At 61.1% G+C, this 13,689-nt stretch carries 13 protein-coding genes; 6 read left to right on the top strand and 7 right to left on the bottom strand.

The window, feature by feature from the left end; genetic code table 11:
* Window position 1: 1 nt before the first annotated feature.
* The 4 genes from ABH944_RS13250 to ABH944_RS13235 form a co-directional block, all read right to left on the bottom strand.
* Complete coding sequence (locus tag ABH944_RS13250) at window positions 2–1,333, bottom strand: MFS transporter (protein ID WP_404606424.1); 1,332 nt, start codon at window positions 1,331–1,333, stop codon at window positions 2–4.
* A gap of 209 nt (window positions 1,334–1,542) precedes the next feature.
* Window positions 1,543–1,857 carry a high-potential iron-sulfur protein gene (locus ABH944_RS13245; RefSeq protein WP_062088319.1) on the bottom strand — a complete coding sequence of 105 codons (315 nt, stop codon included), beginning with the start codon at window positions 1,855–1,857 and terminating at the stop codon, window positions 1,543–1,545.
* Window positions 1,858–2,026: 169 nt separating this feature from the next.
* On the bottom strand, window positions 2,027–3,127 hold the full coding sequence (locus ABH944_RS13240; RefSeq protein ID WP_404606422.1) for an NAD(P)/FAD-dependent oxidoreductase: 1,101 nt from the start codon (window positions 3,125–3,127) through the stop codon (window positions 2,027–2,029).
* A gap of 210 nt (window positions 3,128–3,337) precedes the next feature.
* Window positions 3,338–4,315, bottom strand: coding sequence for an AAA family ATPase (locus ABH944_RS13235; protein ID WP_404606421.1), 978 nt, complete (start codon window positions 4,313–4,315; stop codon window positions 3,338–3,340).
* Between the two features lie 386 nt (window positions 4,316–4,701).
* Here ABH944_RS13235 and ABH944_RS13230 point away from each other — a divergent pair, with 386 nt between their 5' ends.
* Together ABH944_RS13230 and ABH944_RS13225 are read left to right on the top strand one after the other, a co-directional pair.
* The gene (locus tag ABH944_RS13230; RefSeq protein ID WP_121946602.1) at window positions 4,702–5,205 is read left to right on the top strand and encodes a hypothetical protein; all 504 of its coding nucleotides are present in this window, start codon (window positions 4,702–4,704) and stop codon (window positions 5,203–5,205) included.
* A gap of 90 nt (window positions 5,206–5,295) precedes the next feature.
* Window positions 5,296–6,102 (top strand): endonuclease/exonuclease/phosphatase family protein, encoded by an 807-nt coding sequence (locus tag ABH944_RS13225; protein WP_404606419.1) that lies wholly within the window; start codon window positions 5,296–5,298, stop codon window positions 6,100–6,102.
* 21 nt (window positions 6,103–6,123) lie between these two features.
* Here the strand turns inward: ABH944_RS13225 and ABH944_RS13220 are convergent, their stop codons facing one another.
* The 3 genes from ABH944_RS13220 to ABH944_RS13210 form a co-directional block, all read right to left on the bottom strand.
* Window positions 6,124–6,537, bottom strand: a complete 414-nt coding sequence (locus ABH944_RS13220) for a response regulator (RefSeq protein ID WP_404606418.1) — start codon at window positions 6,535–6,537, stop codon at window positions 6,124–6,126.
* 70 nt (window positions 6,538–6,607) lie between these two features.
* On the bottom strand, window positions 6,608–7,651 hold the full coding sequence (locus ABH944_RS13215; RefSeq protein WP_404606416.1) for an aldose 1-epimerase: 1,044 nt from the start codon (window positions 7,649–7,651) through the stop codon (window positions 6,608–6,610).
* 20 nt (window positions 7,652–7,671) lie between these two features.
* Entirely contained in the window at window positions 7,672–8,472 is an 801-nt protein-coding gene (locus ABH944_RS13210) for a phytanoyl-CoA dioxygenase family protein (RefSeq protein ID WP_404606414.1), read from the bottom strand.
* A gap of 313 nt (window positions 8,473–8,785) precedes the next feature.
* On the opposite strand from ABH944_RS13210, the gene ABH944_RS13205 reads away from it, so the two are divergent.
* The 4 genes from ABH944_RS13205 (at window position 8,786) to ABH944_RS13190 (ending at window position 13,687) form a co-directional block, all read left to right on the top strand.
* Window positions 8,786–9,844 carry a LacI family DNA-binding transcriptional regulator gene (locus tag ABH944_RS13205; protein ID WP_404606487.1) on the top strand — a complete coding sequence of 353 codons (1,059 nt, stop codon included), beginning with the start codon at window positions 8,786–8,788 and terminating at the stop codon, window positions 9,842–9,844.
* A 124-nt stretch (window positions 9,845–9,968) separates the two neighbouring features.
* The gene (locus tag ABH944_RS13200; RefSeq protein ID WP_062088335.1) at window positions 9,969–10,982 is read left to right on the top strand and encodes an ABC transporter substrate-binding protein; all 1,014 of its coding nucleotides are present in this window, start codon (window positions 9,969–9,971) and stop codon (window positions 10,980–10,982) included.
* A gap of 147 nt (window positions 10,983–11,129) precedes the next feature.
* A complete protein-coding gene (locus tag ABH944_RS13195; RefSeq protein ID WP_404606413.1) occupies window positions 11,130–12,704 on the top strand; it encodes a sugar ABC transporter ATP-binding protein in 1,575 nt (524 codons plus the stop codon).
* A complete protein-coding gene (locus ABH944_RS13190) occupies window positions 12,701–13,687 on the top strand; it encodes an ABC transporter permease (RefSeq protein ID WP_404606411.1) in 987 nt (328 codons plus the stop codon). The genes ABH944_RS13195 and ABH944_RS13190 overlap by 4 nt, the downstream gene beginning before the upstream one ends.
* The last annotated feature ends 2 nt before the right edge of the window (window positions 13,688–13,689 follow it).

Here is a 13,689-nt window from a genome sequence, read left to right as displayed (position 1 = left end):
GTCAGGACAAGACCCGCGCTTCGTCGACATCGGCATGACGCGCAGAAGGAATGAAGGCCACGGCGATGATCGACAGCGCAATACCCGCCATCACGTAGAACGTCGGTGCGAGCGGCGAACCGGTCGTCTTGATCAGCCACGTCACCACGAACTGACCGAAGCCGCCGAACACCATGACCGCGAAGTTGTACGCAATCGATAACCCCGTCGAACGGACATGCGCAGGGAACAACTCTGCCAGCAGCGCGCCGAACGGCCCGTAATAACCCGCGAGCGTCACCGACAAACTACCCTGCACAATGATCAATCGCGTCACGCTGGGTTCGGCGGAGAGCCACGCGAACAGCGGATAAATGATCACGAGCGTGATGATCAGTGACCACAGCGACAACCCCTTCCGGCCAATCCTGTCGGACCATGCACCCGCCACCGGCGACAGCACCGTCAACAGCAAATTGCCCACGATCAACGCAGTGAACGACTGGCCAAACGGCAGTTTCAGTTGCTTGACGGCGAACGTCGGCAGATAACCGATCAGCACATAGACCGTCACTGTTAGCGCGATGACCGCGCCAAGTCCGTACATCACTTCGCGGCCATGTTCGCGCAATACCTCGCCAAGCGTTGCGCGCCGTGCCCGCTTTTGCGCGTGGATAAACGCCTCGGTTTCGAGCATGTTGCGCCGCAAATAGAAACCCACCGGTCCGATGATCAGCCCAAAGATAAATGGTGCACGCCAGCCCCACGACATCAGCGCGTCGTGCGACAGGTTGCGCGTAATGAGCGACCCGACAATAGCCCCCAGCAGCAGCGACGCCGCCTGGCTCGCCATCTGGAAGCTGCCGTAGAAACCGCGGCGGGAGAACGGCGCCGCTTCTATCAGCAATGCCGTCGCGCTGCCGAACTCGCCGCCGGCCGAGAAGCCTTGCAACAACCGCGCGAACACGATGATCAGCGGCGCGCCGAGTCCGATGGCCGCGTAAGGCGGCGCGGCCGCCAGCAGGAAAATGCCGAACGTCATCAACGCGATCACTAGCGACAACGCCGCTTTACGCCCGGCGCGATCGGCATAGAGCCCCAGCACGATGCCGCCTATCGGCCGCATCACAAATGCCACGCCGAAGGTCGCGGTGGTCAGGAGAATCGAGGAATAGTCACTGCTGGCGGGGAAGAATAGCGTCGAGATCACGACGGTCATGAAGCTGAAGACCACGAAGTCATACCACTCAAGCGCATTGCCGATCACGGCCGCCGCGACCGCGCGTACGTTCGGGGTCCTGCGGATAACACCAGAACGGCTGGAACCTTTGGAGCGTGATCTCACCGTTGCCATGTCGTCTCCGCCCGCGAAGGCGTTTCGGTTGCGCTGGGTTCTGTCGTGTGCGTCGGAGGTGCGACATTTCGACGCGCCGGCCCGGATGCCTTGGCGAGTGTAAAGAGCGCTGAGATCGTTTTCAAGCGGCAATGAAAAACGCGCCCGGCTTGCGTGGCGGGGCGCGTTTCGAGGATCACCGGCTACGTTGCCGATCTGTCCTGGGCGGTTCAGGCTTTCTTGTTATAAGCGTTGCACCAGCCCTTCGATGCAACCTGCTTGCCGGCGAACATCGGGCAGCCTGCGTACGCGTCCGTGGCTTTGCCTTGATAGAACGAGCAATTGCCGCAATCCTCGCCGGCGACATAGCGCGGGAATTTGGCTTTATCAACGGTTGTGGCGTCGAGCTTGTAGCCAAGGCTTTGTGCCATGGGGTCCGACTCCGCCAGTTTGACGGGATCGGCGGCGAATGCGGTGCGCGATACCGCCAGCGCCGATGCCACGCCAATGCTGGAAATGAGGAATGTGCGTCGTGAGGACTTCATGAGAATGTGCTCCGTTGTATTGGGGGTGTGCGCCGTTCTTATCGACGACGATCTCCAAAGCATATCAACGCGAAGCACGACAATCTAAGCCAAATCTTATAGATAACCGATGACGAAAGGTCGCAGCGGGTTTGCCCTGTCTTACGTCACTTCGCGTCACCTCATGCCCTCAACCCAGCATTTTCGCGACCTTCTCGGCAATCGCCAGCGAAGCCGTCAATCCGGGCGATTCAATCCCGAACAAATTCACCAGCCCCGCCCTGCCGTGCGCGGCACGACCCTGAATGACGAAGTCCGCCGCCGGCTGCCCCGGCCCGGAAAGTTTCGGCCGAATGCCTGCGTAAGCGGGTTGAAGCGCGTCGTCGGGAAGATTCGGCCAATACGCGCGAATGGCGGCATAAAAGCTGGCGGCGCGCTGCGGATCGACGGTGTAATCGATCTTCTGGATCCACTCCACGTCCGGACCAAACTTGGCCTGCCCGCCCATGTCGATGGTCAGGTGCACGCCAAGTCCCGCCTCATTCGGCATGGGGTAGATCAGGCGGTCGAACGGCGTACGCCCGCTCACGGTGAAGTAATTGCCCTTCGCGAAATACAACGGCGGTACATGACGTGCGTCGAGTCCGCGGATCGTGCGCGCGATCTGGTTCGCCCACAGCCCCGCGCTGTTGATTACGCAGCCGGCCTGGACGCGCATGGGCGACTCGCCCCCGGTTTCCACAATAAACGAGCCGTCGCGCGCATCAATATCCGTCACCGGCGTGTGAAACGCCACGGTCGCGCCGTCGCGTTCCGCATCGCCTTGCAACGCGAGCATGAATTGATGGCTATCGATAATGCCGGTCTGCGGCGACAACACCGCTTCCACGCACTGGAGTTGCGGCTCCATCTGCGCGGCTTCGGCACCGCTCACGCGCACCAGATCCGTGACACCGTTTTCAACCGCCTTTTGCTGGATTGCCGCCAGTTGCGGCAATTGATTGCGCGCCGTGGCAACGAGTAACTTGCCGCAGCGGCTGTACGGAACACCGTGGGCGTCGCAATACTCGTAGAGCATCGCCCGGCCGCGCACGCAGAGGTCGGCCTTCAGCGAGCCGCGCGGGTAATAGAGGCCCGCGTGGATCACCTCGCTATTGCGCGAACTCGTGCCCGTCCCGACCGCTTCGCCTGCCTCGAGCACGATCACCTCGCGGCCGCGCGCGGCCATCGCCCGCGCGACGGCGAGTCCGACCACACCAGCACCAATCACCACACATTCGATTCTGTCCATCTCACTATTCTAGGCCAGCCTGCATGACCGTCCCGCGCGCTTTATTGTGCTTTATTGCGCTTTTTGTGAGGTTGGCCATACCGACGCCTACAAGCCATCATTTTCCGAAATAATCCGGGCCAAATCCAGAAATATGGCCTTTTTGCCCGAAAAAAGTCAGTTTCGGGCCATATTTCGACAGGTTTTTGCAGATTTCTCTAAAACGCCCGATCAGAACCCAATCGGCTTCTTCCGGCTGTCACTGCCAAATTCGATGTCCCGGGCCTGCACCTCGTGCCGATTATCAATACGCGCATTGCCAAAAGCATTGAGCATGGCGCGCCGCATGGCTCGCGGGGAAGCCTTGGTCAAAGCGTCGAGCGGCGCGTCACCCAAGGTTTCCGGAAAGCGCGCGCCCCACGCATGTGCGCTGCGGATCTCGTCATAAATCGACTGCGCGATACGGCGCGCACCATCGCGATCCGGCGGCGCAATCTCGTACACGTTCATCCGGTTCAGCAACGGCTCGGGAATCGTGTTTGCCTGATTCGCCGTCGCAACCCAGACCACATTGCCCGCGTTGATCGGTATTTCAGCGAATTCATCGATGAAACTTTGCGCCGTATCGTGTTCCAGCAACGCGTAAAGCGCGCCGAGCGGGTCGTATTGGGCGTCGCCGGTGGCTTTGTCGATTTCGTCGACAGTCATCACCGGATTGGCGTAACTGCCGTTCACGAGCGCATCGAACACTTTCCCCGGCTTCGCGTTGCGCCATTGCGACGACGCGCCCGACAGGATCCAGCCCGCCGTCAGCGAACTCATGGCGAGGTAATGGCTCGACGTGCCGAGCAAGCGCGCAAGCTGTTTCGCGAAATGGGTCTTGCCGATGCCCGGATCGCCCAGCAGCAGCATCGGCATCAATTCGAGCCGGTCCTCGGTTTCAAGGCAAAGCGCGATCTGCTTGCGGATGTCGTTCAGCGGTTCCTGGAAATTGGGCAGGTCCGCCACCAGATCGTCTATGGAAGGCATGCGGTTCGGCTTGACGCAAAAACGCAGATTGCCCGCTTTGAGCATCTTTTCGTACGTCGCGCGCAGCGCTTCGCTGCCCCCTTCGCTCAGTTCGTTCAATGCGGTTTCGACCTCGTCGAGGTCGTAGACCTTGCTGAACGACGCCACGGCGAGTTCTTGTTTGACTACAGCGGTGCTCATGGCTTTCCCCGGTTGTCTTGATCGATAAATTCAGTTTATCGGCCACAAAATTGCGCGCAAGCGAGCAGTCCCGGGCGTCTGCTGCTAATCGCATAAAAATACGATGGCTTCGGCAGACGGGCCGAAGCGCTTGTATTATCGATAGGTTGCGCTGCGGAAAAAGCGGCTGCGAGCGGGTTCGAAAAGTGCGTTAAACGTGCATGAGCGGATTGGGCGGAACACAAGGGATTGCTGCCGTTTTTGCATTCGCACGGTAGCTTTTGGAAACACTTCGCGCCGAACGCCTGCACCGGATGAGTGTCAGTTCCAGTGTCACCAAGCGAGCTACCCCGATCGAACGGGCCATGCATGGCCCAGACGCAACAGGGATCAGGAGAAAAGCACACATGTTGAAACACCACACGGCGGCGTTGCTCTTTTGCGCCGCGATCGCCGCTCCTTTCAGCGCCCTTGCGCAGGGAACGCCGCCTCAGCCGGTCAAATGGGAACTGCAGGTTTTGCAGGACGGTCAGCAGATCGACAGCTTCACCGGCACGACCAGCGTCGGACAGGCCCGCACGGACACCCATCACCACGTGGTAAAAAACAACGTAGGCTGCGCGGACAAACCCGCCGGCGACATCGACCTGCAGCGCACCCTCACCATTTCCCCGATCCACGCCAACAGCGACGACATCACGTTGCAGATCGACGCGCAGGAAACCTTGCAGGGCAACACCGCGCCCGTGACCGCGGAGGGTTGCAAGCTGCCGCCCCAGCCGCGTCAGGTCAGCGCCACGCACCCCGGGCTGGTGCTGAAGCCGGGCGAATGGTCGACGTGGCAGATCGTCGATAAAAACCCGTCGCTCACCTACAAGGTTCGTGCGACGCTGGCAACGGCTGCGCAGTAGCACGCCGCGCGTCGATCACACTCGACGCCGCCGCGTCCCACACCGCGCCGTTCAACTTCGCGTTCAACTCGCGGGCAACTTATTCATCGCATGCGAAATCCAGAACATTTCACCTCCGGCATTCCCTCCGCTCACGACACCCCCGACTTCGTGGCCGTGAGCTGGAACCTGCACAAGGGGCGCTCACCGCTTGGACTCCAGGCGTGGAGTGCGATGCAGCGCTGGGTCCAGTCGACCAAGGCGGACGCTTATTTCCTGCAGGAAGCCATGGCGCGCCGGATGCCGCAGCCGGTGCTGGCCGCGAGCTTCGGCAATCCGCTCGACGCCCCGGTCGATGACATCTGGCATTGCCAGGCGACAGAGATCGCGACCTCGCTCGATTTGCAGATCGCGCTCGGGCAGAACGTGTTCAAACCATCGTGGCGGCATGGCAACGCGATTCTTTCACCGCATCCGCTCGACCTGGGAGGACGGTGGGACATCTCGGCGCATCGGTTTGAGCGGCGTGGCTTGCTGGTCGCACGCGCCACGTTTGCCGGGCGCTCGATCACGCTGCTGTGCGCGCATCTTGCGCTGACGCGGGCGGCGCGACTACGGCAGATGAACTGGATCGCGTTGTGGATTTCGAAGGAGGCGCCCGAAGGGCCGCTCGTTTTGGCGGGCGATTTCAACGATTGGCGCAATGATTCGGTGGGGGTCTTTGGCGAACTGGGCATGACCGAAGTGGCGACCATGCTTGGCGAGTCCGGTCGCACCTATCCGGCGTTTTCACCCGCGCTCGCGCTCGACAAGATGTTCGTGCGCGGGATGAAACCGGTTGAATGGATCACGCCGACACAGGACACCGCATGGCTGTCCGATCACCTGCCGTATATGGCGAAGCTGCGGGTGGAATAAGCGCGGTTTTTACTTCGCGTTTTACTTCGAACCGCCTGCAAATGACGCAGCGATCACGGTTTCTATCGCGGTGAAAGAGACGGGTTTGACCAGGTGATGGTCGAAGCCCGCGTCCCGTGCCTTCTGCTTGTCGCTTTCCGCGCCGTAACCCGTCAACGCAATCAGCAACGCCGTTTTAGTGACCGCGCGCGTGCGCATCTCCCGCGCAACCTCGAAGCCGTCCATGCCCGGCAAGCCGATATCCAGGATCACCACTTCCGGCGCGAAGTCATCGACCATGGCGAGCGCGCTCGGCCCGTCATGCATCACCCGAACTTCGTGACCCAGCGTTTCGAGCAGCATCGACATGGCTTCAGCTGCATCGACGCTGTCGTCGACGAGCAAGACCCGGCGCGGTTGTGTGGATTCGCCCGGCGCGCCGTCGATTGTGGTCATGATGCTTTCCTGGATTTTTGAGAATGCTGAAAGTGCTCGCCCGCTTGGGGAGTCAGGCGTACGGAGAATTTCAGGATGATACCGGGAAAGTGGATTCATTCAATCCGGCAGCAGATTGAGAGAGATCGCGCGGCATCCAGCCAAAACGCGCCTGAATGGTTTCCCCCGGCATCAACACCCCGCCGCCCACGTCCACTCGCGGCGCATCAAGGTTCAGGAAATCCACCGTGTTCGTTACAGGCTCCACGCAGAGCAGGTCCGGGTGCGCCGCGGGCGCGTATAGAACCATATGATCGAAAGGCGCATCGGCGTGCAGGATGACGCTGCGGCGCTCATCAGGCCAGTCGATGGTCGACGACCTCGACCAGCCCGCGAAGTTGTTGTCCAGATCGAAAGCATCGGCGGGCAAGCCTTCCGGCGACGCCAACGCATCAATGCATGGATGCGCGCCAAGCAAGGTCGGCAGAAGATCCTGCGTGGCGTGCCACATGGCGCGGACGTTGGTGTGAATGCGTGTAGCAGGCGTCCGGGGGTAATAAGGATGATGACCCATGCCGAAAGGCATAGGCTGATCAGCGAGATTGCGTATCGACATCGTGACGGACAAGCCTGAATCATCGAGCTCGAAACGCTGTGTCGCTTCATATCGATACGGCCAGTGGCGCGCCGGTTCGTTGCCAGGTTCATGGTTCAGATGCAATTCCACCATGGTCGGCGACACCGAACCCACGCGCCACGGACGCCGCCATGCGTGCCCATGCAGCGCGTGATCGAACGCGTTGCCATCGGCGGACAGATCGACTTCGCGGCCGTCGAAAACGAAACGCGCATCGCGCAGCCGGTTGCAGTACGGCAGCAACGGAAAGCTCGCCATGCCAAGCGGGTTGCACGCGGCAAGCGCCTCGGCCGATGCGGGACGCAGCCAATGCCGCGCGCCGCCACCGCCACCGTCATCCGGCAGATCGTAGAACGCCGCGATCGCGCCACCAACCTGCGGCGCCAGCAACACTCGCCGATCCTCGAAGCGCAGTTCGATCAGCGCAGCATCATTCAACGCGGCGCGGACCGCGTCGTCGGAAGCGGGCGTTGACTGAGCGGCGGCGCTTTGATTCACGCCTTCTTGTCGATCGGCGTTCAATATGCGAACCGCTGATAACTTTCGTCGAAGGTCCGCGGCGTCTTCTCGACTTGCGGGCTATAGCGCAGCAGCCGTTTAGCGCGCGCGGGCAGCGCGGCGAACAGATCGCGCGGCACTTGCACCCGCACTTCCGGCCTGAAATACCACGAACGGCTATAACCGATCACCACCATCGGACGCGGGGTATCGGTGAGATTGGGTGTTCCGCGATGCAAGCCCCGCACATCTCGGATCATCACGTCGCCTAGTTGCATGGGAACGCGCTCGGCCGGAAAACGGCCCGCAGCTAAACCAGCGAGCGCTTCCTCACGCGATATCCGATGCGTCCCACGCGTCGTTTCCAGCGACCCGTTCTCGTCATTTACATCGACAAGCGGAAAATTCACCGCTAACTGAAACGACGGAGTCTCCGGTACGCCGTCGAACAAAGGCGGCGTGTCGCGATGCCAGTCCTGAAAGTCGGAACCGCGCACGGGGGTATCGGTGGCGAGCTGGCACATCACGGGATCGGGGCCGACGATTCGCTCGACGATCCCGAGCACATCGTCATTGCAAAAAATGGCGGGGTCGGCGAACTCGCCTTCAAACGGCAACGTGACGTAATAGCGCCCCGGGCCGCGATTGCCGCTGCCGCCCTGTTCGCGCGCCGCAGTTTCATGCGGCTTGAAAAGCGGCGCGAAAGCCGCGCGCCAGGCGTCGAGCGCTGCGCGCTGGAAATGGCTGGGCAGCAGGACAAAACCGTCACGTTCGAAATCCTCCGCAAGCGCATCACGAGCGCGCTCGTCGTAGCGGGCCATCGTCTTCTCCTTGGGTTGCGCCGCCTGAGCCGGGCGCAGTCGGCACGCCTGGCTTTCATTGATCCGACAGCCCCGCATATGCCCGAGAATCGCATGATCGCCACAAAATAGTCAATATTATTAGTAATAACACTTAGGCTGCGAGTATTGCCGATAGAGGCAATACGGGCAATGGTTTGTGAGCGTTGTCGGTAGAAAATATTAGTGGTACCGTCGGCGGCATCCGCAGAACGTTTCAGCGCAACGCAACGACAACGCCGCCGCCTTTTCGCGGCCACAGACAATGAAAAAATCCACGCAACGCCGCCCGACGATGACCGACATCGCGAAGCTGACGGGCGTCTCGCAATCCACCGTGTCGCTGGTGCTGAACAACGCGACCAGCGCGAAATTCTCCGACGCTACGCGCAACAAGGTACTGAAGGCAGCACAGGATCTGGGCTACCGGATGACAGCCCGCGAGCCGCTGGACGCAGTGATCGCAGCGAATGAGAAGAACCTGATCGTGTATCTGGCGGATGAGATATCGACGAGTCCGCATCCGGTGGTGAACATCGACGGAGCACGCGATACCGCGTTTGCAAACGGCCGGATGCTGGCGGTTTACTCGACCCACGGCAATGCGGAAATCGAACAGCAAGTGCTCGACGCCACGCTGACGAACCCCAACGTGCTCGGCGTGATTTACGCGACGGTTTATACGCGCAAGGTTACTTTGCCCGCAGCGCTTTCCAAGGTCCCAACGGTCCTCCTGAACTGCTACACGGGCGATTCCGAGCTTTCATCGGTGGTGCCGGCTGAAGTCACGGGAGGCCATAGCGCGACGGAATATTTGCTGAACGCGGGGCATCGGAGAATTGGGTATGTGAACGGTGAACCCTGGCAGGACGCGTCGCGTGACCGGCTGAAAGGGTATCGGATGGCGCTCTCGACTGCTGACTTGCCGTTCGCCGCCGAGCTGGTGCGTGAAGGCGACTGGAGCTCCGGTTCGGGCTTCGAACAAACGCTTTCGTTGATGCGCCAACCCAACCCGCCAACCGCCATTTTCTGCGCGAACGACTTGATGGCACTAGGCGCGATCGAGGCGCTGAAGCAGCTCGGGCTACGCGTACCCGAAGACGTATCCGTACTTGGCTACGACGATCAGGAAATCGCCCGGCATACGCATCCGCCGCTGTCCACCGTCGTTCTACCCAACTATGAACTCGGCCGATGGGCCGTCGAAACGCTGCTGCAGGAGGAGCACAACCGCGCCGCCGGCGCACCGGTACGCCGGCGCACGGTGAAGCTCGACGGTCCGCTGGTGGAACGCTCGTCGGTAAGGGTAATTACCGTGGCAAAACAACCCGTAATTAATAATATTAGCGATTGACCAATAATAAAACACGGTGGAATAATCATCGCACCCCGACTTATTGAGATAGAGCGGAAAAGACGGAAAACCCAGTTGGACCGAAGCACTTAAAAAAGCAGGACCATCCATACCGGAGGAAGACATGCTGTCGCTTGAAAACTTCAACAAACGCAAATTCCCGTTGCGCGTGCTGGCAACCTCGGTGCTCGCGCTTTCGATGGCGGCGGGCGTAAGCATTGCCCACGCCGACGACTCCGGCCTGCCCAAGCTCGCGAACAAGAAACCCTTGCGCGTCGGCTTCGCCCAGACCGAAAGCAACAATCCGTGGCGTCTTGCCGAAACCAAGAGCTTCAAGGACGTGGCGGCCAAGTGCGGCTGGCAGATGGTGATGACGGACGCGAACAGCTCGGCATCAAAACAAGTCGCCGATATCCAGAGCATGATCGCGCAGCACGTCGACCTGATCGTGTTCCCGCCGCGTGAAGAAAAGCCGCTCGCGCCAATCGTGCTGCAAGCGAAGAAAGCGGGCATTCCGGTGATCCTGGTGGACCGTAACGTGGATCAATCAGTGGCGAAAGCGGGCCAGGACTACATCACGTTTATCGGCTCGGACTTCATCAACCAGGGGCAGCGTGCGGCCGACTGGCTGGTCAAGGCGACTGGCGGCAAGGCCAAGATCATCGAACTGGAAGGATCGACGGGCGCGTCCGCTGCGAACGATCGCAAGAAAGGTTTCGACGACGTGATCGCGAAGAATCCGGGCATGCAGATCGTTGCGTCGCAAAGCGGCGACTTTGCGCGTGACACGGGTCGCAAGGTCATGGAAACGCTGCTTCAGGCGCATCCAGACGTAACCGCCGTCTACGCGCACAACGACGAAATGGCGCTCGGCGCGATTGCCGCGATCAAGGCGGCTGGCAAGCAGCCGGGCAAGGACATCACCATTGTGACTATCGACGGAACGAAGGGCGGCCTGGACGCCATTGCCGCCGGTGAGCTCGGCGCGAGCGTGCAGTCGAGCCCATTCTTCGGACCGCTTGCGTGCGACGTGGCGCAAAAGTTCGCGAAGGGTGAAACGGTCCCGCCGTGGGTGAAAGTCTCCGACCGCTTCTACGACAAGAGCAACGTTAAAGAGAGCATGCAGTACGGCTATTGAACGGACGCGTTCAGCCTGACGCTTGAGTACTGAGCAACGAAGGTGTTCGAAGCGGCGCGCCCGGCCTTTTGCGGGCCGTCGCTTCTTTTGTATCCGGCGGACTGAAACGCTTGTAGCGTGAACCCGGCCGCCAGGGAGACGCACTAGATGAACACACCGAATTCCGGTTCCCCCCTGCTCGAGATGCAGGACATCGACATCAGCTTTGGCGGTGTGGCCGCATTGCGGCACGCGCGGCTGTCGGTGTCCGCGGGAGAAGTGCATGCGCTGATCGGGCAGAACGGCGCGGGTAAATCGACGCTGATCAAGATCCTGACGGGCGCTTACCGGCGCACCGCGGGCACGATTCGTTTCGATGGCCGCGAAGCCGATTTCCGTAGCCCGAAAGAAGCGCGCGAAGCCGGTATCAGCACCATCTACCAGGAGATCAATCTCGTCCCGTTCCGCTCGATTGCCGAGAACATTTTTCTCGGCCGCGAGCCGCGCCGGTTCGGCTTGATCGACTGGAAGACGATTCACCGGCGCGCGCAGGAACTGCTGGATTCCTTCGGCTTGCAGATCGATGTCAGCAAGCCCGTGCGTGAGTTTTCAACCGCTATCCAGCAGATGGTGGCGTTGGCGCGGGCGGTGTCGTCGGACGCGAAGATGGTCATCATGGACGAGTCCACCTCTTCACTCGATGAACGCGAAGTGGAGTTGCTGTTCAGCGTGGTGCGACGTTTAAGGGACGACGGCCGCGCGGTGATCTTCGTGTCGCATCGGCTGGATGAGTTGTATGCGCTATGCGATCGCGTAACGGTCATGCGCGACGGGCAAACCGTTGCGGAAAGCCCGATGGCCGCGCTCGACAAGCTGCAACTCGTCACCACCATGCTTGGCCGAACGCTGGCCGCCGTTGTGCACGAGGACAGCGCGGTCAAGGAAGCGAACCTCGCCAAACGCGGCGCGACGGCGATCAGCGCGACGAACATTGGCGCGGGCGCGAAGGTGTCGGACGTATCGCTCGATGTCCACGCGGGCGAGGCCGTGGGTCTGGCCGGCTTGCTCGGCTCGGGCCGCACGGAAACCATGCGGCTGATGTTCGGCGCGGATTCGACCGAGCACGGGTCGCTTTCCATCGATGGAAAACCGGTCACGCTCAAGTCGCCGCAAGATGCCATTGCCCGAGGGATTGCGTATCTCACCGAGGACCGCAAGGGTGAAGGGATCGTTCCGGAGCTATCGGTACGCGATAACCTCACGCTCGTCTGCCTGCGCGCGCTCACCAAACGCGGCGTAGTCGATGTCGCGAAGCAGCGCGAGATTGTGGATCGGTTTATCGAATCGCTGGGGATCAAACTGCGTTCGCCGGATCAGCCGATACGCGAGCTATCGGGCGGCAATCAGCAGAAAGTCTTACTCGCGCGCTGGCTTGCGACAAACCCCAGTTTGCTGCTGCTCGATGAACCCACGCGAGGAATCGATGTCGGTGCTAAAGCCGATGTTGCGAAGATCATCCGCGAACTGCGCGACTCGGGGCTGGCGGTGTTGCTGTCGGCATCGGAGCTGGAAGAGCTGACCGCCGTGGCCGATCGCGCTGTCGTTATCCGCGATGGCAAGACCGTCGCCGAACTCGACGGTGCGCGCATGAGCGAGGCGTCGATCATGGATGCGATCGCGTATGGATCGGGAGAAGAATCAGCGCTGGCAGAAGCGGTCGATGCCAAAGAAGGGCAACCATGAATCAGGAAACGCAACCGGCAACCGCCGCACCGCTCGTGCAGGCCACGCCGAAGAAAAAACATCGGATAACGGTTCAGCGCGAGATCGCCGTGCTGCTCGCGATGATCCTGTTCAACCTGCTCTTCACGCAGCACTTCTGGTCGCTGCAGACCTTCAACGTCAACCTCACGCAAGTGGTGACGATCGTGATCGTCGGCATCGGGATGACGCTGGTCGTGGCGACGGGCGGTATCGATTTATCGGTGGGCGCTTCAATGGCGATCGCCGGTTCGCTCGCGCCGATGATCTTCATGAACGTGGCCGGGCCGTTCGGCATTGCATTGGCGTTTGTCTTGCCCGTGCTGGCCGCCGCCCTCTGCGGCGTGTTCAACGGTTTCCTCGTCACAAGGCTCTCTGTGCAGCCCATTGTCGCGACGCTGGTGCTGTTCATCGCCGGGCGCGGCATTGCGCAGGTGTTCACCGACGGCAGCCTGCAAGCGTTCGATAACCCCGCGTTCCAGTGGATAGCGCTGGGCCGCGTAGCGGGCGTGCCGGCGCAAGTGTTCCTGATGCTTGCGCTCGTGGCATTGTTCGCGTGGATCGTGCGCAAGACCTTGTTCGGCCAGTACCTGCTGGTCACCGGCGGCAACGAACAGGCCGCGTACCTGAGCGGCATTCCAACGGCGCGCGTGAAGATGATCGCGTACACCTTGTGCGCGGCGTTGGCCGGGTTGGCGGGGTTGATATCGATATCGGTCAACTCCTCGTCGGACGCCAACGTGATCGGGCTGGGCTCCGAGCTCGATGCCATTGCCGCGGTGGCGGTGGGCGGCACGGCCTTGACGGGCGGTAGAGCGTACATAGTGGGCACGCTGATTGGTGCGCTGATCATCCAGTTGCTGCGATACACGCTGCTCGCCCACGGCATTCCCGACGCAGCCGCGCTTGTGGTGAAGGCGGGCATCATCATCGCCGCGGTGTATGTCCAGCGGCGTCAGCGATAGGG

Origin of the sequence: Caballeronia udeis (genome assembly GCF_044909315.1) — a bacterium.
GTDB classification, from domain to species: Bacteria; Pseudomonadota; Gammaproteobacteria; order Burkholderiales; family Burkholderiaceae; genus Caballeronia; species Caballeronia udeis_A.
This window is presented reverse-complemented; position numbering and strand designations above follow the sequence as displayed.

Coding starts and splice junctions, on each gene's coding strand:
- ABH944_RS13200 (WP_062088335.1), top strand. CDS start 9,969: ATGCTGTCGCTTGAAAACTTCAACAAACGCAAATTCCCGTTGCGCGTG.
- ABH944_RS13190 (WP_404606411.1), top strand. CDS start 12,701: ATGAATCAGGAAACGCAACCGGCAACCGCCGCACCGCTCGTGCAGGCC.
- ABH944_RS13250 (WP_404606424.1), bottom strand. CDS start 1,333: ATGGCAACGGTGAGATCACGCTCCAAAGGTTCCAGCCGTTCTGGTGTT.
- ABH944_RS13225 (WP_404606419.1), top strand. CDS start 5,296: ATGCGAAATCCAGAACATTTCACCTCCGGCATTCCCTCCGCTCACGAC.
- ABH944_RS13230 (WP_121946602.1), top strand. CDS start 4,702: ATGTTGAAACACCACACGGCGGCGTTGCTCTTTTGCGCCGCGATCGCC.
- ABH944_RS13195 (WP_404606413.1), top strand. CDS start 11,130: ATGAACACACCGAATTCCGGTTCCCCCCTGCTCGAGATGCAGGACATC.
- ABH944_RS13210 (WP_404606414.1), bottom strand. CDS start 8,472: ATGGCCCGCTACGACGAGCGCGCTCGTGATGCGCTTGCGGAGGATTTC.
- ABH944_RS13220 (WP_404606418.1), bottom strand. CDS start 6,537: ATGACCACAATCGACGGCGCGCCGGGCGAATCCACACAACCGCGCCGG.
- ABH944_RS13235 (WP_404606421.1), bottom strand. CDS start 4,315: ATGAGCACCGCTGTAGTCAAACAAGAACTCGCCGTGGCGTCGTTCAGC.
- ABH944_RS13205 (WP_404606487.1), top strand. CDS start 8,786: ATGACCGACATCGCGAAGCTGACGGGCGTCTCGCAATCCACCGTGTCG.
- ABH944_RS13245 (WP_062088319.1), bottom strand. CDS start 1,857: ATGAAGTCCTCACGACGCACATTCCTCATTTCCAGCATTGGCGTGGCA.
- ABH944_RS13240 (WP_404606422.1), bottom strand. CDS start 3,127: ATGGACAGAATCGAATGTGTGGTGATTGGTGCTGGTGTGGTCGGACTC.